Below are 24,360 nucleotides of genomic sequence, written 5' to 3' on the forward strand. Positions count from 1 at the left end.
GGTCTCCTCCCTGCCGCCGCGGCCCCCGGCCGAGCAGGCCCGCCAGGCCATCGAGCGGATCAACGGCTCGGCGTAGGAGCCGGTGGACGAACCCCGGGCGGGCGGGCGGCGTACGGCGCGCGGTGCCCGGTCGTCACGCGCCCTCAGCCCGGCGCCCGGTCGTCACGCGCCCGCGCGCCGCACCGCGCCGACCGCCTTGCGCGCCGCCACCAGCACCGGGTCCCACACCGGGGAGAACGGTGGCGCGTACCCCAGGTCCAGGGTCGTCATCCGCTCCACCGTCATCCCCGCGGTCAGCGCCACCGCGGCGATGTCCACGCGCTTGCCCGCGCCCTCACGGCCGACGATCTGCACCCCGAGGAGGCGTCCCGTGCCGCGTTCGGCGAGCATCTTCACCGTCATGGGAGCCGCGTCCGGGTAGTAGCCGGCCCGGCTGGTGGCCTCGATCGTCACCGTCTCGAAACGCAGTCCCGCCCGTAGCGCGTCCTTCTCGCGCAGTCCGGTGCGGGCGATCTCCAGCGCGCAGACCTTGCTCACGGCCGTTCCCACGACGCCCGGGAACGTGGCGTACCCGCCGCCCACGTTCATGCCGATGATCTGCCCGTGCTTGTTGGCGTGCGTGCCCAGCGCGATGTGCCGCTCGCGGCCGGAGACCAGGTCGAGCACCTCCACGCAGTCGCCGCCGGCCCAGATGTCCTCGTGGCCGCGCACCCGCATCGCCAGGTCGGTCAGCAGCCCCCCGGCCCCGCCCAGCGGCAGCCCCGCCTCCTGGGCGAGCGTCGTCTCGGGGCGCACGCCGATGCCGAGGACCACCACGTCCGCCGGGTACTCGGCGTCCGCCGTGACGACCGCGCGGACCCTCCCCTCGTCGTCGGTGCGGATCTCCGTGACCTCGGCGTCGTTCACCATGCCGATGCCCATGCCCTCCATGGCCTCGCGCACCAGACGGCCCATGTCCGGGTCGAGCGTCGCCATGGGCTCCCGGCCCCGGTTGACGACGGTCACCTCGTACCCGCGCGAGATCAGCGCCTCGGCCATCTCCACGCCGATGTAGCCCGCCCCGACGACCACCGCACGGCGGCCCTCGGTGGCGGCGAGGGTGTCCAGCAGGGCCTGGCCGTCGTCCAGGGTCTGCACCCCGTGCACCCCGGCGGCGTCGGCCCCGGGCAGCGCCGGGCGGATGGGCCGGGCACCGGTGGCGATGACGAGCTTGTCGTACGACGTCCAGGACTCGTCCCCGGAACCGACGTCCCGCGCGCGGACGCGCCCCTTCTCGACGTCGATCTCCGTGACCTCGGTGCGCATCCGCAGATCGATGTCCCGGGCCCGGTGCTCCTCGGGCGTGCGGGCGATCAGGTGGTCCCGCTCGGTGACGTCGCCGCCCACCCAGTACGGGATCCCGCACGCCGAGTAGGAGGCGAAGCCGCTCCGCTCGAACGCCACGATCTCCAGCTCGTCGGGTCCTCTCAGCCGGCGCGCCTGCGACGCGGCGGACATGCCCGTCGCATCGCCGCCGACCACGACCAGTCGTTCTCTCCCACGGCTCTTGACCATGGGGCCACGCTACGGGGCCGGGGGTCCGGCGGGCCCCCGCGGGTCCCGCCGGCCGTCCGTCGCCGGCCGGTGCGGGAGCCGGGGCCGTACCAGCCGCAGCCACAGGAACAGCAGCAGCGCCAGGGACGCGGCGAAGGGCAGGACCGCGCCGAGCACGATCACGCACCAGCGGAGCACGGCGACGAAGGCGTCCCAGCCGCCCGTGAGCGCGTCCACGAGCCCCGGCTGCCCGTCCTCGCCGTCCCCGCCCTCCCGGTCCGCCGCCGCGTCGGACAGGTGCAGGGTGATGGTGGCGAGGCCGGTGCGGTCCTTCAGGGACGCCTGCCGGGCGAGCAGCGCCTCCAGATCGGCCTGACGGCTGCTCAGTTCGCCCTCCAGGGTGACGACGTCGGTGAGCCCGGTCGCCCGGTCCATCAGCTCGCGGATCCGGGCCACGCTCGCGCGCTGCGACGTGATGCGGCTCTCCACGTCGACGACCTGGTCGGTGACGTCCTGGGCCTTCGCCCCGCGCTCGACCAGCTCGCCGGTGCCCTCCAGGGAGGCGAGGACCTCCTGGTACGCGTCGGTGGGGACGCGCAGGACGACACGGGTGTGCCCAGAGCCCTCCGCGTCGCGGCCGGTGGTCTCCTCGCCGACGAACCCGCCCGCGTCCTCGGTGGCGGCGCGGGCCGCGGCCAGCGCCTCGGGAACGTCCTTGACCCGCACGGTGAGCGAGGCGGTGCGGATGACGGATTGCGCGGTCAGGCCGGGAGCCTCGGCGGCCTTGTCGCCGCTGCTCCCGTCGCTGCCGCTCTCGTCCCCGTTGTCCTCGTCTCCGGTGCTCTCGTCGGCACCGCTCCCGGCGCCGGCCTCCGCGGCCTCCGCGCCGGTCCCGGGCTCGGCCCGCTGGACGGCCGGGGCGTCGGCCGCCTCGGAGCCGCCCCCGCTGTCGGACGCGCCGCACCCGGTGAGGGCCAGCGCGGCGGCGAGGAGCCCGGCCGCCACGAGCCGGACCGCCGGCCCGGACCGTGGTGCGCGTGTCGTCCCGGTGGTGCCTGGAGCCATGTCGGTTCCCCCGTTGGTCGTTCGTGACGGACGTGACGGACGCTCCTACGACGCCGCAGGGGGCCGGGACGTTGGCGGGACCGGGTCCCGAAGAGGTCACGGTCGGGACGCGGACCGGACACCGTGACCGGCGTCGGTGACTGTCAGTGGTGTCTGAGAGGGTGGTTCCATGCGCGGATCTAGTGCGGTAAGTGCGGACACCAGGCAGGTCATCGTCATCGGGGGCGGCATCGCGGGGCTGGCCGCCGCGCACCGGCTGCTGGAGCGGGGCGCGCGGGTGACCGTGCTGGAGGCCTCGGCGCGGCTGGGCGGGAAGCTGCTGGCCGGGGAGATCGCGGGTGCCCGCGTGGACCTCGGCGCCGAGTCGCTGCTGGCGCGCCGCCCCGAGGCGGTCGGCCTCGCGCGCGAGGTGGGTCTCGGCGACCGCCTCGGGCCGCCCGCCACCGCCTCCGCCTCGATCTGGACCCGGGGTGCCCTGCGGCCCATGCCCAAGGGACACGTCATGGGCGTGCCCGGGACCGCCTCCGCCGTCGCCGGGGTGCTCTCCGAGGAGGGTCTCGCGCGCGTCGAGCGCGACACCGGCCTGGACCGCACGGAGATCGGCGACGACGTGGCGGTGGGGGAGTACGTGGCGGCGCGCGTCGGCCGCGAGGTCGTCGACCGCCTGGTGGAACCCCTCCTGGGCGGGGTGTACGCGGGCGACGCCTACCGCATCTCGATGCGCTCGGCGGTTCCCCAGCTCTTCGAGGCGGCCCGCACGCACACCTCGCTGACGGCGGCCGTCCGCGCGATCCAGGGCCGGACCGCCGCGGCACCGGCACCGGCCGGGCCGGTGTTCATGGGCGTCGAGGGCGGCGTCGGCACGCTGCCGCTCGCCGTCGCCGACTCCGTCCGCGCCCGCGGCGGCGAGATCCTGACCGGCACCCCGGTGACGGAGCTGCGCCGGACGGGGACGACGGACGCGGACGCGGGTGCCTGGCGCGTCGTCGCGGGCGGCCGCGTGCTGCACGCCGACGCGGTCGTCGTGGCCGTGCCCGCCCCGGCCGCCGCCGGGCTGCTGCGCGCCGAGGCCCCGGCCGCCGCGTCCGAGCTGGCCGCCGTCGAGTACGCCTCCATGGCCCTGGTCACCCTCGCCTACCGCCGTGCGGAGGCGGACCTGCCCGAGGGCAGTGGCTTCCTCGTGCCGCCGGTCGACGGGCGGACCATCAAGGCGTCGACGTTCGCGTCCCGCAAGTGGGGCTGGATCGCGGACGAGAACCCGGACCTGCTGGTCGTCCGCACCTCCGTCGGGCGGTACGGCGAGACGGAGATCCTCGGCCACGACGACGAGCACCTCGTGGACGTCTCCCGGCACGACCTGCGCGAGGCCACCGGCCTGGCCGCCGCCCCCGTCGCCACCCGCGTCACCCGCTGGACCGACGGTCTGCCCCAGTACCCGGTCGGCCACCACGCGCGCGTGGCCCGCGTCCGCGACCACGTGGCGAAGCTGCCGGGCCTCGCCGTGTGCGGCGCCGCGTACGACGGCGTGGGCGTCCCGGCGAGCATCGCGAGCGCGTACGCGGCGGTGGACGACGCCCTCGGCCATGACCCGCGCGGTGTGCGGCGGCTCACCGCCGACCCGGTGCGAGGGCCGCGGGACGGAGCGGGAGAATGAACCCATGAGTGACGACGCACCCATCACTGCCACCGACCCTGCCCGCATCCCGAACAAGGGCAAGCTGGCGAAGGACCTCAACGAGGTCATCCGGTACACCCTGTGGTCGGTCTTCAAGCTGAAGGACGTGCTGCCCGAGGACCGCGCCGGTTACGCCGACGAGGTCCAGGAGCTGTTCGACCAGCTCGCCGCCAAGGACGTCACCGTCCGCGGCACCTACGACGTGTCGGGCCTGCGCGCCGACGCCGACCTCATGATCTGGTGGCACGCCGAGACGAGCGACGAGCTGCAGGAGGCGTACAACCTCTTCCGCCGCACGAAGCTCGGCCGCGCGCTCACGCCGGTGTGGTCGAACATGGCGCTGCACCGCCCCGCCGAGTTCAACCGCTCGCACATCCCGGCGTTCCTCGCCGACGAGACGCCCCGCGACTACATCAGCGTCTACCCCTTCGTCCGCTCCTACGAGTGGTACCTGCTGCCCGACGACGAGCGCCGCAAGATGCTCGCCGACCACGGCAAGATGGCCCGCGGCTACCCGGACGTGCGCGCCAACACGGTCGCCTCGTTCTCCCTCGGCGACTACGAGTGGATGCTCGCCTTCGAGGCCGACGAGCTGTACCGCATCGTCGACCTCATGCGTCACCTGCGCGGCTCCGAGGCCCGGCGGCACGTCCGCGAGGAGGTGCCGTTCTACACCGGCCGCCGCAGGTCGGTGGCGGAGCTGGTGGAGGGCCTGGCCTGACACGGGCCCTGATCCGGCACAGGCCCCGGCCGGTCAGCGCAGCAGCCGGGCGGCCCGTTCCTCGGCGGAGCGGTCGCCCGACGCCGCCGGCCGCGGCTCCGGGCGCGGCGCGCACGCCGCGTGCCGCGCGGGCAGCCGCCCCTCCAGCAGGTAGGCCTCCAGGTACGCGTTGACGCACGCGTTCCGGCCGCCCGCCACACCGTGCGAGCCCGCGTTCCGCTCGGTGACCAGCACCGAGCCGGACAGCCGCCGTTGCAGTTCCCGCGCCCCCTCGTAGGGGGTCGCCGCGTCGCGCTCCGCCGCCATGATCAGCGTCGGGGCCAGGGCGCCCCGGTCCGTGCGCACGTCGAGCGGCCGCTGCCGGGGCACCTGCCAGTACGCGCACGGCAGGTTCATCCACACGTTGTCCCAGGTCTCGAACGGCGCCGTGCGGGCCAGCCGCGTGTTGTCGCGGTCCCAGGTGCGCCAGTCGGTGGGCCAGGGGGCGTCGTTGCACTCCACGGCCGTGTAGACGGCGTTGCCGTTCTCCGCCTCGGCGGCCCCCTCCGTGCTCGGCGCCGCCTGCCGCACGAGCGGCTCCGGGTCGCCCTTCAGGTACCGGGACAGGGCCAGCGCGCGCTGCGGCCAGTGGTCGTCGAAGTACGCGGCCTGCAGCAGCGCGGCCTGCAGCTGGCCCGGCCCGACCTTGCCGCCCGCGGGCTCGGCGGCGAGCCGCGCCCGCGCCCGCTCGTAACTGCGCAGCACCTCCCGCGCGGTCCGGCCCAGCCCGTACACCGCGTGGTGCCGGGCCGTCCACGCGCGGAAGTCCGCCCAGCGGCGCTCGAACGCGGCCGACTGGCGCAGGTTGTTGCCGTACCAGACCTCCTCCGGGTCCGGGTTCACCGCCGAGTCGAACACCATGCGGCGCACGTGCGAGGGGAAGAGCGTCGCGTACACCGCCCCGATGTACGTGCCGTACGAGGCACCCATGAACGTGAGCCGCTCCTCGCCGAGCGCGGCGCGCAGCACGTCCAGGTCGCGTGCGTTGTTGAGCGAGTGGTAGTGCCGCAGCCCGCTGCCGCCCCGCTCGGCGCAGCCGCGCGCGTACGCCTTGGCCCGTGCGACGCGCTCCCGCTTGTACGACTCCGAAGGGTGCGTCGGCTCCTGCGAGGGCCCCTTCAGCAGGTGCTGCGGGTCCCGGCAGGACAGCGGCGCCGAGCGGCCCACCCCGCGCGGGGCGTAGCCGACGAGGTCGTACGCGCCCGCGATGCGCCGCCATTCGGGGAGGTGGCCGATCAGCGGGAAGTGCATTCCGGAGGCGCCGGGTCCGCCGGGGTTGTAGACGAGGGCGCCCTGCCGCGCGACCTTCGCCCTGCCGTCGGCCTCGCCGCCGGTCTTCCCACCGGTCGCCCCACCGGCCTCCTCACCGCCCTCGCCGGTCGCCCCGATCCGGCTGACCGTCAGCTTGATCTTCTTCCCGTTCGGGCGGGCGTAGTCGAGCGGCACGGTGACGGTCCCGCACCGCAGGGCCGCCGGGAGGGCCTCGTCCTTCGGGCACGCGCCGAAGCGGATGCCCGCCGTCGCGGCGCGCCGGGCGGCGACGGCGGTGCCCTGCTCCTCGGCGACCGCCGTGCCGTGTGCCTCGGCGGCGTTGCGGGCGTCCGGCCACCGGCTGGTGTCGCCGCCCGCGGGGGCGGCGGTCAGCACGGTCAGCAGCAAGGACCCGACGGCCCCATGGACGGCGGCGGCTCTCATCGCGTATCCCTTCGTGGTGCACGGTGGTACAGAAGGGATGTTTCGAGCGGCGGTGGGGGAAGTAAAGCAACCGGGCCGCCGGGAGCGCCCGGTTGCCCCGGGCCGCCGTACGCTCAGCGGCCGAGCAGCACCCGGCGAGCCGTGCGCGCCAGGCGCACGCTCCTGCGCGCGGAGCGCGGCGCGGGCCCCGAGCGCTCCAGCCACCACGCACGCACCTGCCGGCGCGTCCCGGCGTCCTCGACCCGCCCGGCGCGCAGCAGGTACTCGGCGAAGTCCAGGGCGTCGTGGCGGTACCCGCCGGTCATCGGGTGCTCCCGCGCGTACCCGAGGAAGGCCGGGCGGTACGACCCGCCGAGGATCTCCGGCAGTTCCGGCGCGACCTTGGCCACGACGTCCGCCCGCTTGCCGGCGAGCGCCCGCGCCTGCACGTCCAGCCGCTCCGGGTCGAACCCCGCGGGCGCGGGCGCCCCGGCGACGAGCGCGGACAGCAGGGCGGCCTGCCCGAGCGCGAGACGCTGCCGGGCGGGTCCGGTGTCCGCGGAGTCGGTGACCGAGGGAGAGCCGGTGTCCGCACTGGAGCCGATGGCCGCACCGGTGCGTTCGGGGGCGCCCCGCCCGGGGGCGCCCCGTCCGGAGGTGCCCTTCGGCACCGCACCCCGGCCGGAGGCACCCCGTACCGTCTCCCGTATCGCCGTCACCTCCCGCTCCAGCTCGGCCGGTTCGTCGGGGAAGTTCTCGTCCCGCTCCAGGAGGACGCCCGGCGGGACCACCCGGGAGGCCAGGTCGGCCAGGACGTCGAGGACCTGCGGGGGCACGGGGCGGTCGTGGCTGTCGTGCCAGACGCCGTCCCGTTCGAAGCCGCCCGCCACATGGACGTACGCGATGGCCTCGACCGGGAGTTCGTCGAGCGCCCGGGCGGGGTCCTCGCCCTGGTTGACGTGGTTGGTGTGGAGGTTGGCCACGTCGATGAGCAGCCGGACCCCGGTACGGTCGGCCAGCTCGTACAGGAACTGACCCTCCGTCAGCTCCTCGCCCGGCCAGGACAGGAGCGCCGCGATGTTCTCCACGGCCAGCGGCACCGGCAGGGCGTCCTGGGCGATGCGCACGTTCTCGCACAGCACGTCCAGCGCGTCGCGCGTGCGCGGGACGGGCAGCAGGTGGCCCGCCTCCAGCGCCGGCGCCCCGGTCGGCGGGCCGCCCGCCCGGACGAACGCGATGTGCTCCGTCACGAGGGGGGACCCCAGTGCCCGCACCCGCTCGGCCAGCGCCCGCAGCCGCTCCGGATCGGGGCGGTCCGCGCCCCCGAGGCCGAGCGAGACGCCGTGCGGTACGACCGTGACGCCCCGCTCGCGCAGCCGGGTCAGCGACTCGGGGAGGTGCCCCGGGCACACGTTCTCCGCCACGACCTCGACCCAGTCGATGCCCGCCGTGCCCGCCATGCGCTCCACGGCGTCCGCTATCTCCGGCCGCCAGCCGATGCCCGTCCCCAGCCGTACGGACTGCTCCATCGTTCCCCCTCGTGCTCCCGCGCCCCCGCGTCACCGCGTGCCGGAGTGATGGCCCCGGGCGACGGCGCCGAACCGCGGGGGCCGGACCTTCAGAGGAACATTTGAGCTTCGGCTCAGCCGATCTGGCCCTCGGTCTGCTGCGGCAGGTCCGGCACCGTCGCCTCCGGCCGGTTCGTGTTGACCGTGCCGGGCTCGCCGGGTGAGGGCTGCGAGGTCACGCTGACGTCACCGGTCGCCTCGGCCGGCGGCGCGGCGGGCGCGGAGAAGCCGGGCCGGGGGGCCGGCGGGCCGGTCGGGCTGGCGGTCGAACCGGCGGCGGTGTCGTTGGCGATGGCGTCGAAGTCGACCCGGCCCGTCTGCTCCAGCACCGTGATGTGGTCGAGCACGGTCTGGTTGGCGTCCGAGGCCAGCTGGCGCACCAGCGTGTTGCGGGTGTTGTTCCGCACCGCGCCGATCGCCGGGAAGATCTTGCCGTGGGCCGCGCGCAGGATGTTGGCGAACTTGTACTCGTACTCGGCGCCCTGGGCCTGCGTCATCTCGTCCAGCCAGCCCTGCTGCTGCTCGGTCGGCACGTTGGGCAGTTCGACGCCGAGCTGCTCCGCCACGATCCGTACGCGGTTGTCGAGGTCGGTGTGGCCGACGACGAGGTGGTCGGCGGCCTCCTTGATCGCCTCGGTGGGCGCGCGCTCCAGGGCCTGCTGGCCCGCGGGCAGCTCCCACAGGCCGGCCAGCCGGACGCGCACGATCAGATCACGGTCCTGGGCCGTGAGCGGACCCCACCGGGTGTTCACCGTGCCGGCGGCGACGTTGGCCTGCTCGGTGCCCGACCGGTCGGCGTACGACCACACGGGGAACGCCAGCGCGCCGACGGTGCCGATGAGTGCCAGGCTGACGAGGACGGAGCCGTTGATGCGCCGCATGTGGAGCCTCCCGGGGAAACCAACTGGTCGTTGGGATCTGATACTTGGCCAGCACCGGGAGATACGTGTGAAGCGGCTGTGATGTTCAAGTGGATGCGTGGGGACGTCCGCGCGCCTCCTGCGCGCCCCTCGTTCCACTCCGGGGCGCGCCCCGGAGCCGGTTCAGCCCCGGCGCAGCGCCGGATGGTCCGCCACCACAGTGCAGGAGCCCGGAGCTATCTCCGTGAAGCCGGCGTCGCGGACCACGGGGAGCCCGGAGACGGTCAGCTCGCGCCAGCGCGCGGGGCCGGCGGTGCGCACGGCGAGCGGGAAACCCGCCCCGCGCCAGACGGCGCGCTCCTCGTCGGACAGCTCCCACCAGGCCAGCTGGGCGCCGTGCCCCGCCTGGGCCATCGCCTTGCCCGCCGACATCTCCACGTCCGGACTCAGCCACAGCACGGGCGCCGACGGGTCCGCCTGCCCCGGGGGCTCGGGGTCGTCGAGGTCCGTGCCGGAGACCTGGAGCTTCGCCAGGTCCTTGGGCCAGCCGTCCAGCGGCACCGGCGGGAACACCCGCACCTCCGCCGACCCGCCGGTCACCGTGATCCCGGGCAGCGCCTCCGCGCGCCGCCACTCCGCACCGCGCGCCCGGCGCACCACCTTGCGGATCCGGGCGTCCTGCCAGTCCCGCACCGCCCGCGCCCACTCGCCCTCGTCCACGGACCGCTCGTCGCTCAGCATGACCAGCACAGCCCGGGCCGCCGTCTCCAGCGCGTCGGTACGCGCCGGGGGAGCGGCCTTCTCGATCCGCACCACCAGGGGCAGCACGAACTGGGGCGCCTCGTCGCGGGAGACCTCCTCGTCGCGGGAGATCTCCTCATGGCGGAACGGGCTGGTCGCGGGGCTCGGACGAGCATCAACGGTCACATGTCCCAGTCTGCCAGGCAGAAGACCGGGACTCCTGCGCGTGCCCGTACATCCGTACGAGGATGGCGGGGATGGCGGGGATGACGGGGAAGCCGAGGATGACGAGGATGAGGCGCATGGGGAGCGGGGCGAGCAGCGGGTTACGGATCCGGCTGGACGGTCCTGGGAGCCGGTCACCAGCGCGTCGACCGCCGTCCGCACCGCGCCACGGTCACGTCGACCCCGCGCAGCACCCAGCGCCCGCGCGGCCCGTGGCGGCGGCCCAGGCCACTGTCCCTGTACCGGTTCTGCCGGTGCTGTCGGCCGCCCCGGTGACGACGGCCGCCACGGCCGCCGCCTGCGCGCTCACCACCCGCCGCTCACCCTGAACAGGCCGCCCGCTGCGCCTCCTGCCACTCACACCTGGGGCACAGCGTGACGCCCTTGTACGACTCCGGGTACTCCGTCGGCTCCCGGCACAGCACGCACTCGGCCCAGGGCGGGCCGTCGGCCGCGGCCGGCCGGCCCTTCTCGTCCCCGTCCTCCGGACCGGTGGCGCAGTAGTCACTCATGCGTCCAGCGTAGGTCTGTCGCCCACCTCTCCCGCCCGCCCCGCTCACCGCCGTGCGGCCGCCCCGATCAGCTCGGACACCTTCACGAACCGGTACCCGCGCTTCCGTAGCGTCGGCACGATCTTCCGTACGGCGCGTTCGGTCACCGGGGCGGCGCTGCGGGTGCAGTGCATGACGACCACGGAGCCCGGGCGCACCTCGTCCAGCACCTGCCGCGCCACCGCGTCCGCGTCCGTCGCGAACGCGTCGCCGCTCACGACGTCCCAGTGCACGACGGTGACTCCGGTCTGCGCGAGGGCCCGCAGGGTGCCGCGGTCGTGGCAGCCACCGGGGAAGCGGAAGTAGGGCACGACGTCCCGTACCCCTGCCTCGCGGAAGGCGGTGAACGCTCGTTCGACGTCCGTGCGCATCCGCTTCCGGGGGAGGCTCGGCAGCCCGTAGCAGTCGTCGGTGAAGGCGTGGTGGCTGTACGAGTGGTTCGCGACCTCGAAGAGCGGGTGGCCGCCGATGGATCTGGCCTGGGCCGGGTACTCTTCGGCCCAGCGTCCCGTCATGAAGACGGTGGCCGGGACGGCGAGGCGGCGCAGCGTCGCGATCAGCCGGGGGTTGTCGAACCGCTCGCCCGCGGCCGCGCGTGCCCCCTGGCCGGCGGTCATGTCGGCGTCGAAGGTGAGCGCCACGGTTCTGCCCCGCGTGCGGGAGCCGTGCTCGACGACCGGCGCGAGGGCCGGTGGCCGTGCGGGCGCCGCCAGGGTGGGGCGGCGTGTCGCCTGCGGCGCCGGGGGTGCCGGTGCGGTGCCGCAGGCGGTGAGGGCGGCGCAGAGGGCGCAGGCCGCGGTGAGGTGCCGGACGTGGAGGATCACCAAATGACGGTAACCGGATAAATGTGATTAACAGATTATTTCGGATGTCATGCCACCCCTATGGCTCAGCGTGTCGCGTGGACGGTGGAGGAGCGGTCCGGGCGGCGGTGACAGGAGCCAGGGCTCACACCTCCCGCTGCTCCAGGGGCTTGGTCGCCGGGCCCTGGATGACCTTCCCGTCCACGTCGAAACGGGAGCCGTGGCACGGGCAGTCCCACGACCGTTCGGCCGAGTTGAAGGCGACGATGCAGCCCAGGTGCGTGCAGCGGGCGGACACGGCGTGCAGCTGTCCGCTGTCGTCGCGGTGCACGGCGGTCTGCTTGCCGCCCGTGCGGACGACGCCCCCGCCGCCCGGGGGGATCTCGTCGGCGGAGGTGAGGGCGTGCAGCCGGTCGCCGACGAAGTGCTTGCCCACCTGGGCCTGGTGCTGGAGGAACGCGGGGGCCTCACGCACGACGGTGCGCAGGCGGCGCGGGTCGTACAGATCGGTCCACGCCGGGCGGCCGCCCGTCAGCAGGTCGGCCAGGAGGCGGCCCGCCATGATGCCGCCGCTCATGCCCCAGCCGCCGAAGCCGGTCACGACGTACGCGTGCTCGGCCTTGTGGTGGAGGGGGCCGACCAGCGGCACGGTGTCGGTGGGGCTGTTGTCCTGGGTGGCCCAGCGGTGGGTGAGGGGGACACCGGGGAAGCGCTCGGCGGCCCAGGCGGAGAGCCGCTCGAAGCGCTCGTCGGTGTCGGCGGTGCCGGGGGTGAAGCCCTCGCCGGTGATGATGAGCAGCCGCCGGCCGTCCGCCAGCGGCGCGGTGCGCACCGAGCGCTTGCCCTCGTCCGGGGTGATGTACATGCCGTCGGGGTCGCGGTCGGCGTCCATGGGACCGGCGACGACCAGCTCGCGGTGGCTGGAGAGCCGGGCGAAGGCCATGGACCGGTCGAAGATCGGGTAGTGCGTGGCCACGACGACGTCCCGGGCCGTCACGGTCGCCCCGCTCTCCGTGGTGACGCGGCAGGGCTCGCCCTCCCGCAGCCCGACGACCGGCGTGTGCTCGTACACCTGTCCGCCACGGGCGACGAAGTCGTCGACGAGGGCGAGGAGGTACTTGCGCGGGTGGAACTGCGCCTGCCCGGTGACCCTCACCGCCCCGGTGACCGGATACGGCAGCGGCGTCTCCGTCACGAACGCGGCGGGCAGCCCCGCCGCGCGCGCCGCCTCCGCCTCGGCCCGTACCGAGGACACCTGTTTGGCATCGTGCACATAGGTGTACGAGTCCCGGCGCTCCCAGTCGCAGGCGATGCCGAGCTCGTCGACGAGCTCGGCGGCCCGCTCCACGGCCGCGCTCTGCGACACGGCGTACAGGCGCGCGGCCTCCTCGTTCCGGGTCCGCCGCAGCTTGTCGTAGACCAGTGTGTGCAACACGCTCACCTTGGCGGTCGTGTGCCCGGTCACGCCACCGGCGACCGTCCCGGCCTCCAGCAGGGCCACGCTCCGCCCGAGCCGCGCGACCTCGTAGGCGGTGCTGATACCGGCGATGCCGGCCCCCACCACGACCACGTCGACGTCGAGGTCCCCGCCCAGGGGCGCGTACGCCTTGCCCGGTGCCGTCTCGATCCAGTACGAGCCCTGAGTGCTGTCCATGCGGCGCCGAGTACCCCCACCGGGGCAGCTCGATCAGGCCGAGTCCAGGCCGGTCGGTACAGGCGTGAGGGCGTCGTGTCCGGCTGCCGATGGCGCCTACGGCACCGGACAGGTCCCAACTCATCGGTCGGCCGAGTCGGCGTCGTGTGGTTCGTCCAGGGCGTCGGGTGCACGGGATGGAGGACATTTCGGCTGTCGGCGGGCTGGGTGGGCGGCCGCGCCGGGTGCAGGCTGGCAGGTGGGGGTGCGAACCATGGAGAACGTGGTGACGGTGCCGCTGCAAGGCGGCGGGGCCATGTCGTTCGAGGCGGCCGGGCCGGGGGCGGGTGGCCCGGTCAAGGCGGGAAGGGTCGGGGACGCGCTCCGGGAGCTGCCGCAGACCTTGCAGGAATGTCTGGAGCCGGTCAGCAGGATGGCGCGGGCGGTGCTGGACGCGGTGCGCGAGGCCGGCCCGGACGGGGTGGAGGCGGAGTTCGCGGTGACGCTGTCGGCGCAGGCCGGTGTCGTCATCGCCAAGGGCACGACGGAGGCACATCTGGTAATCCGCGTCCAGTGGCAGAACGGTGACTCCGCGCAGGACAGTGTTCCCGCGCAAGCAGGATCTGGGTGAAGGCGGTGCACCATGGCGACGGAAGGTGTCTCCCCCCGGCCGGGTGAGGGGGCCGGGGACACGGCCGCCCCTCCTGCGCACCCCGTCGGCGGCGGGCGCCGCTCCGCGCTGCCGGCCTCAGTCGTCCAGGTGCTCGCGCCCGGCGGCGCGGTGGCCGGCGGCGCGGTGGCCGGCACCGGTTTCCTGGTCGGGGAGGACACCGCGGTCACCTGTGCGCATGTGGTGCGTGCCGCCGGGCAACACCCCGGCGGCCGGGTCGGCCTGGCTTTCCCGCATCTGCCCGGAGCACCCCGCACACGAGGTACGGTGCTGGCCGGGCAGTGGCGGGCGCCGGAGTCCGAGGACGTCGCCGTCCTGCGGCTGGAGCGGGTGCCGCCGGGGGCGGGGGCGCTGGCGGTGGGCGCGGCGGCGGGGTGCCGCGGGCACCGGGTCGCCTCATTCGGGTTTCCCACCCAGGCCCCGCGGGGCGGCCACTTCGGCTACGGCAAGGCCGGCGACCTGCTGCCCGACGGCAGCGACACGGGTGTGCTGCTGCAGCTGTACGAGGCCAACGACCTGACGACCGGGTTCAGCGGCGGTCCCGTGCTGGACGAGGTGACCGGCCTGGTGATCGGCATGGTCACCGCGATCACCTCCCCGGACACCCACCTGAAGGGCCTGGGCATCGCCTACGCCACCCCCACCGAGGTACTGCGGCAGGTGCGGCCCGAACTGGCCGTGCACCGCCTGCGTCCCTACCGGGGCCTGGAGCCGTTCACCGCGGAGGACGCCCGGTGGTTCCACGGCCGGGAGGCAGCCGTGCAGAACCTGCTGGGGGAACTGCGCGCACAGCGGCGGCTGTTGCTCCTGCTGGGTCCGTCCGGTGCGGGGAAGTCCTCCCTCGTCCAGGCCGGTGTGCTGCCCGCGCTGAGGAGGGGGGCGGTGCCCGGCAGTGAGCGCTGGCTGCCCGTGCTCGCCCGGCCGGGACACGATCTGCCGGCCGAACTGGAGGGTGCCGGCCTGTCCGGGGCCGTCAGCGGTCTGACGGCCGCGGTGGAACGCCGCCTGGCCGGTACGTCCGACCACGACCGTCTGATTCTTGTTATCGACCAGTTGGAGGAACTCTTCACCCAGCCCGGACCGGCGGGGAGTCCAGCAGCCGAGCGGTGCCTGGCCGCCGTGGACGATCTGATATCGACCGTCGGCGCGCATGCCCCCCTGAGCATCCTGCTGGTCATGCGGGACGACTTCTACTCCCGGCTGGCCGCCGTGGCTCCACGACTGCTGCGAGCCACCGCCCTGCTCAACATCCCCGCCACCCTCAGCGCCGTCGAACTGCGAACCATCGTCACCCGCCCCGCCGAAGAGGCCGGCGCCCGGTTCGAGGACGGACTGCCCGAACGCATCATCGAAGACGTCCTCACCGGCCACCCCGCCCGGCAGGCGCCCGTCACTCTGCTCCCGCCCTTGGAAGTGGCGCTCAGCCAGCTGTGGGACCGTTTGGACGACGGTCGGCTCACCCACCACGCCTACCAGAACATCGGCGAGATAACCGGCAGCCTGACCTCATGGTGCGACACCGCCCTCCGCCGGCTGTCCGCCCCGCGCCGTGCGATCGCCCAGCGCCTGCTGACCGCGCTGGTCCGCCCCGCCGACGAGGCCCACGCCGTCCCAGCCACCCGCCAGCAGATTCCCCTCACCCGCCTGCGCACCCTCAGCGCCGACACCGGGCCGAGCGCCGTGGACGAGGCGGCTTTCGACGAGGTCGTGGCCACCCTGACCCGCCACCGCGTCATCATCACCCGTACCGCGGCACGGCCGGACGACGTCCCGTGCGAGGCGATCGCGGAACTCGTTCACGACGCCCTCATACGGGACTGGGGCGCTCTGCACGACTGGGTGGCGCGGGACCAGCGTTTCCAGCGCTGGCTGCACCGCACGACCGAGCAGGCGGCACGCCACGCCACAAGCGGTCTGCCGGAAGACCTCCTGGGCGGCAGCGCCCTGGCAGAAGGCCAGGACTGGGCCAGGCAGCGCTCCCTGCCGACGGACATCACCACCCTGCTGGCAGAGAGCCGAAAACGGCAACAGGCTGTGGCCCGCCGCGCCCGGCGCATCACCCTCTCCCTGGCCGGCCTCCTCGTCCTCGCCCTGTGCGCCGCGGGCGTGGCCTTCTGGCAGCAGCGAACCGCAGTCGAGGCGCGCCGCGAGGCACAGTCACGGCAGCTGGCCGCCCAGTCGACCGCACTGTTCGACACCGACACCGACCTCGCCGCGCTGCTGGCCATCCAGGCCCACCGCTCCAGCCCCACCATCGAAGCCACGACCAGCCTCTACGCGGCTGCCGCGTCCCCCCTCAAACACCGCCTCACCGGCCACACCAGCACCGTGAACGCGGTGACGTTCAGCCCCGACGGCAGGACGCTCGCCACTGGCGGCGGCGATGGCACGGTGCGCCTGTGGGACCCGGCCACCGGCACCCCCCGCGTGACCCTGACCGGCCACACCGGCACTGTGAACGCGGTCGCGTTCGATCCCGACGGCAGGACGCTCGCCTCCGCAGGTGGGGACAGGACGGTGCAGTTGTGGGACGCGGTCACCGGCGCCCGTCGCGCAACGCTCACCGGCCACACCGGCCACGTGTACGCGGTGACGTACAGCCGCGACGGCAAGACCCTCGCCACCGGTGGCGAGGACAGGACGGTGCGGTTGTGGGACGCGGCCACCGGCGCCCGTCGCGCGACCCTGACCGGTCACGCCGATGCCGTGTACGCGGTGGTGTTCAGCCCTGACGGCAAGATTCTTGTCACCACCAGCACGGACCAGACGGTGCGGCTGTGGAACGTGGCCACCGGCACCCAGCGCAGCAAGAAGTTCCTCACCGGTTACACCGGCACCGTGTACGCGGCGGTGTTCAGCCCCGACGGAGCCATCCTCGCCACCGGCGGCGGCGACGGCACGGTGCGGTTGTGGGACGCGGCCACCGGCACCGTCCTCGAAACCCTGACCGGTCACACCGACACCGTGAACTGGGCGGTGTACAGCCCTGACGGAAAGACCCTCGCCACCGCCGGCGAGGACAGGACCGTGCGGCTGTGGGACGTGATCGCCGGCGCCCAGCGCGCGACCCTGACCGGCCACACCGGCACCGTGTACACGGTGGTGTACAGCCCCGGTGGGGAGACGATCGCCACCGGTGGCGGCGACGGCAGGGTGCGTCTGTGGGACGCGGCCACCGGCGATTCCCGCAGGACCCTCACCGGCCACACCGGCACAGTGAACGCGGTGGTGTACAGCCCCGGTGGGGAGACGATCGCCACCGGTGGCGGCGACGGCAGGGTGCGTCTGTGGGACGCGGCCACCGGTATCCCCCGCAGAACCCTCACCAGCCGTGCCGAGGTCGTGTACGCGGTGGCGTACAACCCCGACGGCAAGGAACTCGCCACCGCCGAGGACAAGACGGTGATCCTGCGCGACGCGGCCACCGGCACCCCCCGCGAAACCCTCACCGGTCACACCGAGGTCGTGTACACGGTGGCGTTCAGCCCGGACGGCAAGGAACTCGCCACCGCCGGCGAGGACAGGACCGTGCGGCTGTGGGACGCGACTGCCGGCACACCCCGCAGGATCCTCACCGGCCACACGAACGCCGTGAACGCGGTGGTGTACAGCCCGGACGGCAAGACCCTCGCCACCGTCGGCGCGGACAAGACGGTGCGGCTGTGGGACCTGGCCGCCGGCACACCCCGCAGGATCCTCACCGTCCACACCGGCTCTGTGCTTGCGGTGGCGTACAGCCCCGACGGCAGCACCCTCGCCACCGTCAGCAACGACAAGACGGTGAAACTGTGGGACGCGGCCACCGGCACCCCCCGCGTGACCCTGACCGGCCACACCGGCACCGTGCGCGCGGTGGTGTTCAGCCCCGACGGCAGGACCCTCGCCACTGCCGGAAACGACAAGACGGCGCGACTGTGGACCCTGCGTCACTTCGACAGCGTGAAGAAGGCTGAGGAGAAGATCTGCGCAGCCCTTCGCCGGGACCTCACCCGTGAGGAACGGTCCACGTACCTACCGGGCCAGGCCGTCGACCCCGTCTGCACCTGACGACGCTCCGCCCGGCGCGCCCGTCACGGGGACGGGCCGGGGCCGGGGCGGGCACCCGCCCGCCCCGGCAACCGCCGGCCGTCGCAAGCTGACCCCTACCTCCTCCGCCACGGCCCCGTGACCGCGAACGTCGTCCCCGGCGCGTAGCAGTTGACGTACATCGTCCCGCCGTCCGGGGAGAACGTGACGCCCGCGAACTCGCCGTACTCGGGGGCCTCGGGGGTGCCGGTGTTCTGGGCGTTGCGGGCCACGGCGTACACCTCGCCGCGCCGGGTGACGCCGTAGACGTGCTGTGCGCCGTCGCCGTCCTCGCAGACCATGAGGCCGCCGCCGGGGGCGAGGCAGATGTTGTCGGGGGACTCGCCCGGCAGCCGTACGTCCGTGGCGGGGCCGAAGACGATCACCAGGGTGAGGCGGTGCCGTTCCGGGTCGTACCGCCAGATCTGGCCGTAGTGGTCCGCCGCCGAGCCCTGCGCGCTGTGCGCGAAGGAGGACACGAAATACACGCACCGGCCGCCCCAGTAGCAGCCCTCCAGCTTCTGCGCGTGCGTGATGCCCCGCCTGCCGAAGTCCTGGAGGCGGATCGGGGTGTGGACGGCCTGGGTGTCGGGGACGTCCACCCACTCGATCCCGTCGAACGTCGCGCCCGTCTCCTGGATGGAGGACAGGTCGGGGACGCCCGGCACGCGCATCGCCTGCAGTCGGCCGCCCGCGCGCAGGGAGCCGGTGCCGCCCAGCGGCCGGGCGGGGAGGAAGCGGTAGAAGAGGCCGAAGGGCTTGTCGAAGGCGTCCTCCGTCTCGTAGACGATGCCGCGCCCCGGGTCCACCGCGATCGCCTCGTGCTGGAAGCGGCCCATCGCGGTGAGCGGGTACGCCCCGGTACGGTGCGGGTCCACCGGGTCGACCTCGAAGATGAAGCCGTGGTCCTTGGTGTACCCGTTGGTGCCCGCCTTGTCCTCGGTCTCCTCGCAGGTCAGCCAGGTGCCCCAAGGGGTGGGGCCGCCCGCGCAGTTGACCGCCGTACCGGCTATGGCGACGCGCTCGCCGACGACCTCACCGTGCCGGTCCAGGGTCAGGGCAGTGCACCCGCCCTTGCCCACCGGGTCGTACGTCAGGCCCTCGACCGTCGGTACGCCGCTCCGGGCGGTCACCCGGTTCTCGTGGTTGCGGACCAGGTGGACGCGGCCGTGTCTGCCGTCGAAGGCGGACATGCCGTCGTGGTTGCCCGGGACGTCGCCCTCGCCGGAGCGGAGCCGGTCGCCCTCGCGGGAGAGGACCTCGTAGCGGAAACCCTTCGGCAGGTCGAGCAGTCCGTCGGGGTCGGGGACCAGCGGGCCGTACCCGGAGTGGCCGAGGCCGTCCGCGGCGGCCGTTCCGGTGAAGAGTTCGGCGAGCGCTCCGGAGAAGGCGATGCCCGCTCCCAGGGCGCCGGAGCGGGCGAGTACTTCTCGTCGTGTGGCAGACATGGGTGACCTTCCTGCTGGCGGACAGGATGTGACCCGGATGTATGTATCACGCGACCCGGGGCGCGGGAACCACGCGCGCGGGGATGCGCGGGGACCGTCACCGTACGGGACGTCGAGGGCCGTGGCCCCTCGGGGTGTTCACCTCGAGGGGCCACGGCCCGGTGACTGCGGGCGTCCGGAACGCGCCCGAGTCCGTGTTACGGCCTCTTCGACTCCACCGTCGCCGGTTCCTCCGCCGGTTCCCCGGCCGCTTCCGCAGCCTCCGCGGCCTCCGTCGGCTGCGGCTCCTTCACCCGCACCGGTTCCGTACCCGTCGCACTGTGGCGCTCCGCCCAGTTCTCCAGGGCCGTGCGGCAGGCGTGGTCCAGGTGGTGCACTCCGCCCAGGTGCAGCTCGATCGGACGGTCCTGGGGGAGCGCCTCCAGGCTGTCGAGGATCTTCGGCAGCTTGAGGAAGGTCGCGTTGCCCGACAGGTACACCTGGACGGGACCGGCACCCTTGTCGATGACCTCCAGCTTGACGTGCGAGGCATCCCAGGCGGTCTTGACCACGGACAGCGCCAGACCGATCAGGACACCTTCGAACATGTTCACCGCGACGATCGCGACGGCGGTGACGACGAGGATCAGCGCCTCACCCCGGTGCGACCGCCACAGCGATGCCACACCCTTGAACGGGATGAGCTTCCAGCCCGCGTGGACGAGGATGCCGGCCAGGGCCGGCAGCGGTATGTACGCCAGCACCGACGGCAGCAGCGCGGCGAACAGCAGCAGCCAGACACCGTGCAGCACCCGCGAGGCCTTGGTGCGGGCGCCCGCCGCGACGTTGGCGGAGCTGCGCACGATCACCGCGGTCATGGGCAGCGCGCCGAGTGCACCCGACACGGTGTTGCCCGCGCCCTGCGCCATCAGTTCCTTGTCGTACTCGGTGCGCGGACCGTCGTGCAGCCGGTCCACGGCCGCCGCGCTGAACAGCGACTCGGCGGACGCGATCAGCAGGAAGGCCAGGATGGTGTCGAGCAGGGCGACGTTCGCCAGTTCACCGAAGGCCTCCAGGCCGGGCGGCTGGATGGACGCCAGCAGACCCTGCACCTCGACGGTGGCCACCGGCAGGCTGAACACCAGCGTGACGACGGTCGCGAGCACGACCGCGGCGAGTGCTCCCGGCACCGTCTGCGCGGCCTTGGGCAGCTTCCTCCAGAACACCATCACGGCGATCGTGCCCGCGGCGACCGCGAGCGAGGCGAGCGCCGTCGTACTGCCCACGGCGTCCACGACCGCCCCGGGCAGGCCGAGGATCTTGTCCAGACCGGAGGCGGGCGCCTCCAGACCGGCCGCCGAGTACAGCTGGCCCGCGATGAGCACGAGGCCGATGCCGGCGAGCATGCCCTCGACCACGGACACGGAGATGGCCCGGAAGTAGCGGCCCAGCTTCAGCGCGCCCATGGCGAGCTGGAGCAGGCCCGTGGCCAGCACGATCACACCGAGCACGGGCAGCCCGAACTCGCGGACCGCCTCGAAGACCAGCACGGTGAGACCCGCGGCCGGTCCGGACACCTGCAGGCTGCTGCCGGGCAGGAAACCGGTCACCAGACCGCCCACGATGCCGGTGATCAGGCCGAGTTCGGCCGGCACACCGGACGCGACGGCCACACCCACGCAGAGCGGGAGGGCGACCAGGAACACGACGAGCGAGGCGGTGAAGTCCTGCTTCCAGTGCGGGAACCGGGGCTTCCGCGATGCCTCGGTGGTGGGCCGGGGCGCGTTGGTGGTCGTAGTCATCGCGCCGCTCACAGGGACTGGAACGTGTCGGTGTCCGCGCGGTGCTCGCGCACGGCTCCGGTGTGCACTTCGTAGTACCAGCCGCGCAGTCCGAGGGTGCCCTCGTTCAGGCGCTTCTCGATGCAGGGGTAGGACCGCAGCCGGAGCAGCTGCGACAGGACGTGGTGCTGCACGGCCTCCGCGACGGTGGGGTCGCCGGCGTCACCGGTCCTCGGGTGGTCGCAGGAGTGCGCGAGCCAGTCGCGCACGGCGGGGACGGCGGTCAGGTCGTCGCCGCGGACCAGGGCGCCCACGGCGCCGCAGTGCGAGTGGCCGCAGACCACGATGTCCTTGACGCCGAGGACCTCCACGGCGTACTCGATGGTGGCCGCCTCGCCGGTGGGGGTGCCGGCGCCGTACGGGGGGACGACGTTGCCCGCGGTGCGCAGCTCGAAGAGCTCGCCGGGGCGGGCGCCGGTGATCAGGGCCGGGACGACCCGTGAGTCGGAGCAGGTGATGAACAGGACGTCTGGCGACTGCCCGGCCGCCAGAGCGGCGAACTCCTCAGGGCGCTGTCCGAACGTACGGGCGTTGTCGATGAGGGGCTGCATGTGGGGACTCCTCCTGGCGCGCCGTGTCGGCGCGTCGGGCTGACAAGACAGAGTGTGGGGGGCTGACTCTCTCGGCTCAGCAGCGGAACACCTGGAGTAAGGCCGATGAGTGAGCCGTCCAGGTTCTCGCGGGATGGTGCGAGGCGGTGGGGGGCGTCGCCGGGCGATCAGCCATCGGGCCGCTCACCCCCCGCGACGGACGATCGGCCGTCAGTGGCGTCGAGACGGCGGTGCCGGCGCGGAACCGCTCGTGGCGGCGCAGGGGGTCGGCAGGGTCCCCCGGGAGGCCGCAGCCGCGGTGGGTGACGGACTCGTCGCGCACCGGCGTACCCGTGGGGTCGTTTCCGGGCTCGGCTTTGGCCTCAGCTTGACGGGGAGTATGCGCGGATGCGAAGGACGCCGAAGGTGCGAAGAACTGGAGGGTGAGCAGCACGGCGGCGAGCAGCCTGGCCGCGGAACGGGCCGTCTTACCTCGCAACATGCCTCCCCCGAGCTGTGATCCGTCTTTTGCCGGTGTCAACAGTTAGTCAACAACGGGTCAAGAAGAACGTTAACCTGCCGAAGTTGTTTGCAGGGTTAACTTAGCGTTGCGAGCTGAAGACAGCCTGAAAGTGAGGGTCTGTCTGGCTTGAACAGACCCTTGACGCCTGCGAGTCGATCGACTATTTCGCGCATGAGGAAACCCCCTGGCGTCCGGGACGACCAGGGGGCTCGGTGTGCGGAGGCGGCGCGGGTCACTCCCGCTCGACGAGACCCTTCGCGTCGCGTGCGAGCGCGGTGAGGCGGGAGATGGCGCGGAAGTACTTCTTCTTGTAGCCGCCGTTCAGCATCTCCTCGCTGAACAGCCGGTCGAAGGGCAGTCCGGAGGCGAGCACGGGCACCTCACGGTCGTAGAGCCGGTCGGCGAGCACGACGAGCCGCAGCGCGGTGGACTGGTCCGGGACGGGGCGCACATCGGTGAGGCACACCGCGCTCACCCCGTCGGTGAGGGCGCCGTACCGGCTGGGGTGCACGCGCGCGAGGTGCTCCAGGAGCTGCGGGAAGGCGTCGAGGGAGGCGCCCGCGGTGGCGCGCGCGGCCCGGACCACCTGCTCGTCCGCGTACGGCGCCGGGGCCTCGGGCAGTCCCCGGTGGCGGTAGTCCTCACCGTCGATGCGCAGGGCGCGGAAGTGCGCGGACAGGCCCTGTATCTCGCGCAGGAAGTCGGCCGACGCGAACCGGCCCTCGCCGAGCTTGCCCGGCAGCGTGTTGGAGGTGGCGGCGAGGGCGACCCCCGCGTCGACCAGCCTGCCCAGCAGGGTCGACACCAGGACGGTGTCGCCCGGGTCGTCCAGCTCGAACTCGTCGATGCACAGCAGCCGGTGGCCGGAGAGCGTGGCGACGGTCTGCTGGAAGCCGAGGGCGCCGACCAGGTTCGTCAGCTCCACGAAGGTGCCGAACGCCTTCAGCTCGGGCGCGGCCGGCGTCGCGTGCCAGAGGGAGGCCAGCAGGTGGGTCTTGCCCACGCCGTACCCGCCGTCGAGGTAGACGCCGCGCGGGCCGGAGGGGACCTTCTTCGGTGCCTTGCCGAAGCCGAACAGCTTGCGCCGCCCGGCCCCGCCGCCCGCGGACGCGCCGTCCAGGCCCGCCGCGAACGCGCTCAGGACCCGTACGGCCTCGGTCTGGCTGGGCTGGTTCGGGTCCGGTATGTAGGTGTCGAAGCGCACCCCGTCGAACCGCGGCGGCGGCACCATCTCGGCGACGAGCCGGTCCGCGGGGACGCGGGGCTCGCGGGCGCACAGGGACAGCGGGGCCGCTTCGGAGAGCGGACGGTTTCCGGACACGGAGGAGGACGACGACACGATCGACCACTCTAAGGGCCGTGTCACACTGCACGACATGCGACGCCTGTTCCCTGTGACCGAAGAGACAGCGGCCCGCGGGGCCGCGGACGCCACGGACCGCGAGTGGGGACTCGAGGAGCTGGCGGAGGCGTACGCCTATCCCGGCCACGCCGCGCCCTCGCCCCGCGGTGCCGCCTCCCGGCCCTGGCTGCGGGCCAACATGGTGTCCACCCTCGACGGCGCCGCCCAGCACGAGGGACGCTCCCACCCGATCTCCAACGCGACCGACATGCGGGTCTTCGGCACACTGCGGGCGCTCGCGGACGTGGTGGTCGTCGGCGCCGAGACGGTACGCCGGGAGGGTTACCGCCCGGCCCGCGCGCGGGAGGACTTCGCGGCCCGCAGGAAGGCGGCCGGACAGGGCCCCGCACCCGCCGTCGCGGTGGTCAGCGCGGGTCTGGAGCTCGACTTCTCGCTGCCGCTGTTCACCTCGCCGCTCGTCCCCACCCTCGTGCTCACCGGCGCCTGCGCGCCTCCCGACCGGGTGGCCGCCGCCGAGCGGGCCGGCGCCCGGGTCGTGATCGCCGGGGACGGTACGGACGTGGACCCCGAGCGGGCCGTACGCGCCCTCGCCGGTCTCGGTCACACCCGGCTGCTGACCGAGGGCGGCCCGCGCCTCCTCGGCCTGCTGGTGGCGGCCGGCGTACTGGACGAGCTGTGCCTGACGGTCTCCCCGCTGCTCACCGCGGGGGATGCGCAGCGCATCGCCGGCGGCCCACCGGTCGCCGCGCCCCGCGCTTTCGAGCTGGTGTCGCTGCTGGAGGAGGACGGCTTCCTGTTCAGCCGCTACCGCAGGCGCTGACACGGGGCCCACGGGGTACCTGGTACGCGAGCT

General features: G+C 73.7%; 18 protein-coding genes. 5 read left to right on the plus strand and 13 right to left on the minus strand.

Going from position 1 to position 24,360, the window contains the following annotated elements:
• Nucleotides 1-162: 162 nt before the first annotated feature.
• Nucleotides 163-1,554: an FAD-dependent oxidoreductase gene (locus UW392_RS58225; RefSeq protein ID WP_320783605.1), complete on the minus strand. Its 1,392-nt coding sequence runs from the start codon at nt 1,552-1,554 to the stop codon at nt 163-165.
• A gap of 9 nt (nt 1,555-1,563) precedes the next feature.
• Entirely contained in the window at nt 1,564-2,598 is a 1,035-nt protein-coding gene (locus tag UW392_RS58230; protein ID WP_320783606.1) for a DUF4349 domain-containing protein, read from the minus strand.
• Between the two features lie 169 nt (nt 2,599-2,767).
• On the opposite strand from UW392_RS58230, the gene hemG reads away from it, so the two are divergent.
• Together hemG and hemQ are read left to right on the plus strand one after the other, a co-directional pair.
• Nucleotides 2,768-4,252, plus strand: a complete 1,485-nt coding sequence (gene hemG, locus UW392_RS58235; protein WP_320783607.1) for a protoporphyrinogen oxidase — start codon at nt 2,768-2,770, stop codon at nt 4,250-4,252.
• A gap of 4 nt (nt 4,253-4,256) precedes the next feature.
• Nucleotides 4,257-4,994 (plus strand): hydrogen peroxide-dependent heme synthase, encoded by a 738-nt coding sequence (gene hemQ / locus UW392_RS58240; protein ID WP_320783608.1) that lies wholly within the window; start codon nt 4,257-4,259, stop codon nt 4,992-4,994.
• Nucleotides 4,995-5,027: 33 nt separating this feature from the next.
• Here the strand turns inward: hemQ and UW392_RS58245 are convergent, their stop codons facing one another.
• The 7 genes from UW392_RS58245 to UW392_RS58275 form a co-directional block, all read right to left on the minus strand.
• The gene (locus tag UW392_RS58245) at nt 5,028-6,728 is read right to left on the minus strand and encodes an alpha/beta hydrolase (RefSeq protein ID WP_320783609.1); all 1,701 of its coding nucleotides are present in this window, start codon (nt 6,726-6,728) and stop codon (nt 5,028-5,030) included.
• 113 nt (nt 6,729-6,841) lie between these two features.
• On the minus strand, nt 6,842-8,236 hold the full coding sequence (locus UW392_RS58250) for a DUF692 domain-containing protein (protein ID WP_320783610.1): 1,395 nt from the start codon (nt 8,234-8,236) through the stop codon (nt 6,842-6,844).
• A 113-nt stretch (nt 8,237-8,349) separates the two neighbouring features.
• Nucleotides 8,350-9,156: a DUF4142 domain-containing protein gene (locus UW392_RS58255; RefSeq protein ID WP_320783611.1), complete on the minus strand. Its 807-nt coding sequence runs from the start codon at nt 9,154-9,156 to the stop codon at nt 8,350-8,352.
• Nucleotides 9,157-9,318: 162 nt separating this feature from the next.
• Nucleotides 9,319-10,062 carry a peptidyl-tRNA hydrolase gene (locus UW392_RS58260; RefSeq protein WP_414497586.1) on the minus strand — a complete coding sequence of 248 codons (744 nt, stop codon included), beginning with the start codon at nt 10,060-10,062 and terminating at the stop codon, nt 9,319-9,321.
• A 359-nt stretch (nt 10,063-10,421) separates the two neighbouring features.
• Complete coding sequence (locus tag UW392_RS58265) at nt 10,422-10,613, minus strand: hypothetical protein (RefSeq protein WP_320783612.1); 192 nt, start codon at nt 10,611-10,613, stop codon at nt 10,422-10,424.
• 44 nt (nt 10,614-10,657) lie between these two features.
• Nucleotides 10,658-11,476 (minus strand): polysaccharide deacetylase family protein, encoded by an 819-nt coding sequence (locus UW392_RS58270; protein WP_320783613.1) that lies wholly within the window; start codon nt 11,474-11,476, stop codon nt 10,658-10,660.
• Nucleotides 11,477-11,600: 124 nt separating this feature from the next.
• Nucleotides 11,601-13,109 (minus strand): FAD-dependent oxidoreductase, encoded by a 1,509-nt coding sequence (locus UW392_RS58275; RefSeq protein ID WP_320783614.1) that lies wholly within the window; start codon nt 13,107-13,109, stop codon nt 11,601-11,603.
• 253 nt (nt 13,110-13,362) lie between these two features.
• Between UW392_RS58275 and UW392_RS58280 the strand changes: the two genes are divergently transcribed.
• Both UW392_RS58280 and UW392_RS58285 read left to right on the plus strand, forming a co-directional pair.
• Nucleotides 13,363-13,719: a CU044_2847 family protein gene (locus UW392_RS58280; RefSeq protein ID WP_320783615.1), complete on the plus strand. Its 357-nt coding sequence runs from the start codon at nt 13,363-13,365 to the stop codon at nt 13,717-13,719.
• Between the two features lie 129 nt (nt 13,720-13,848).
• A complete protein-coding gene (locus UW392_RS58285; RefSeq protein ID WP_320783616.1) occupies nt 13,849-17,805 on the plus strand; it encodes a trypsin-like peptidase domain-containing protein in 3,957 nt (1,318 codons plus the stop codon).
• A gap of 95 nt (nt 17,806-17,900) precedes the next feature.
• Here the strand turns inward: UW392_RS58285 and UW392_RS58290 are convergent, their stop codons facing one another.
• The 4 genes from UW392_RS58290 to zapE form a co-directional block, all read right to left on the minus strand.
• Nucleotides 17,901-19,271 carry an alkaline phosphatase PhoX gene (locus tag UW392_RS58290; protein ID WP_320783617.1) on the minus strand — a complete coding sequence of 457 codons (1,371 nt, stop codon included), beginning with the start codon at nt 19,269-19,271 and terminating at the stop codon, nt 17,901-17,903.
• A 197-nt stretch (nt 19,272-19,468) separates the two neighbouring features.
• Nucleotides 19,469-21,052 carry a SulP family inorganic anion transporter gene (locus UW392_RS58295; RefSeq protein ID WP_320783618.1) on the minus strand — a complete coding sequence of 528 codons (1,584 nt, stop codon included), beginning with the start codon at nt 21,050-21,052 and terminating at the stop codon, nt 19,469-19,471.
• 8 nt (nt 21,053-21,060) lie between these two features.
• A complete protein-coding gene (locus UW392_RS58300; RefSeq protein WP_320783619.1) occupies nt 21,061-21,642 on the minus strand; it encodes a carbonic anhydrase in 582 nt (193 codons plus the stop codon).
• A gap of 734 nt (nt 21,643-22,376) precedes the next feature.
• Nucleotides 22,377-23,522, minus strand: coding sequence for a cell division protein ZapE (gene zapE, locus UW392_RS58305; protein WP_414497587.1), 1,146 nt, complete (start codon nt 23,520-23,522; stop codon nt 22,377-22,379).
• Between zapE and UW392_RS58310 the strand changes: the two genes are divergently transcribed.
• Nucleotides 23,521-24,327: a pyrimidine reductase family protein gene (locus UW392_RS58310; protein ID WP_320783621.1), complete on the plus strand. Its 807-nt coding sequence runs from the start codon at nt 23,521-23,523 to the stop codon at nt 24,325-24,327. The genes zapE and UW392_RS58310 overlap by 2 nt on opposite strands.
• The last annotated feature ends 33 nt before the right edge of the window (nt 24,328-24,360 follow it).

Source organism: Streptomyces sp. CRN 30 (assembly GCF_034105845.1).

What these genes read in the sequence shown, in the direction of transcription:
- UW392_RS58295 (WP_320783618.1), bottom strand. Translation starts at nt 21,052, where the DNA reads ATGACTACGACCACCAACGCGCCCCGGCCCACCACCGAGGCATCGCGG.
- UW392_RS58250 (WP_320783610.1), bottom strand. Translation starts at nt 8,236, where the DNA reads ATGGAGCAGTCCGTACGGCTGGGGACGGGCATCGGCTGGCGGCCGGAG.
- UW392_RS58265 (WP_320783612.1), bottom strand. Translation starts at nt 10,613, where the DNA reads ATGAGTGACTACTGCGCCACCGGTCCGGAGGACGGGGACGAGAAGGGC.
- UW392_RS58230 (WP_320783606.1), bottom strand. Translation starts at nt 2,598, where the DNA reads ATGGCTCCAGGCACCACCGGGACGACACGCGCACCACGGTCCGGGCCG.
- UW392_RS58290 (WP_320783617.1), bottom strand. Translation starts at nt 19,271, where the DNA reads ATGTCTGCCACACGACGAGAAGTACTCGCCCGCTCCGGCGCCCTGGGA.
- UW392_RS58255 (WP_320783611.1), bottom strand. Translation starts at nt 9,156, where the DNA reads ATGCGGCGCATCAACGGCTCCGTCCTCGTCAGCCTGGCACTCATCGGC.
- hemQ (WP_320783608.1), top strand. Translation starts at nt 4,257, where the DNA reads ATGAGTGACGACGCACCCATCACTGCCACCGACCCTGCCCGCATCCCG.
- UW392_RS58225 (WP_320783605.1), bottom strand. Translation starts at nt 1,554, where the DNA reads ATGGTCAAGAGCCGTGGGAGAGAACGACTGGTCGTGGTCGGCGGCGAT.
- UW392_RS58245 (WP_320783609.1), bottom strand. Translation starts at nt 6,728, where the DNA reads ATGAGAGCCGCCGCCGTCCATGGGGCCGTCGGGTCCTTGCTGCTGACC.
- UW392_RS58275 (WP_320783614.1), bottom strand. Translation starts at nt 13,109, where the DNA reads ATGGACAGCACTCAGGGCTCGTACTGGATCGAGACGGCACCGGGCAAG.
- UW392_RS58300 (WP_320783619.1), bottom strand. Translation starts at nt 21,642, where the DNA reads ATGCAGCCCCTCATCGACAACGCCCGTACGTTCGGACAGCGCCCTGAG.
- zapE (WP_414497587.1), bottom strand. Translation starts at nt 23,522, where the DNA reads ATGTCGTGCAGTGTGACACGGCCCTTAGAGTGGTCGATCGTGTCGTCG.
- hemG (WP_320783607.1), top strand. Translation starts at nt 2,768, where the DNA reads ATGCGCGGATCTAGTGCGGTAAGTGCGGACACCAGGCAGGTCATCGTC.
- UW392_RS58310 (WP_320783621.1), top strand. Translation starts at nt 23,521, where the DNA reads ATGCGACGCCTGTTCCCTGTGACCGAAGAGACAGCGGCCCGCGGGGCC.
- UW392_RS58280 (WP_320783615.1), top strand. Translation starts at nt 13,363, where the DNA reads ATGGAGAACGTGGTGACGGTGCCGCTGCAAGGCGGCGGGGCCATGTCG.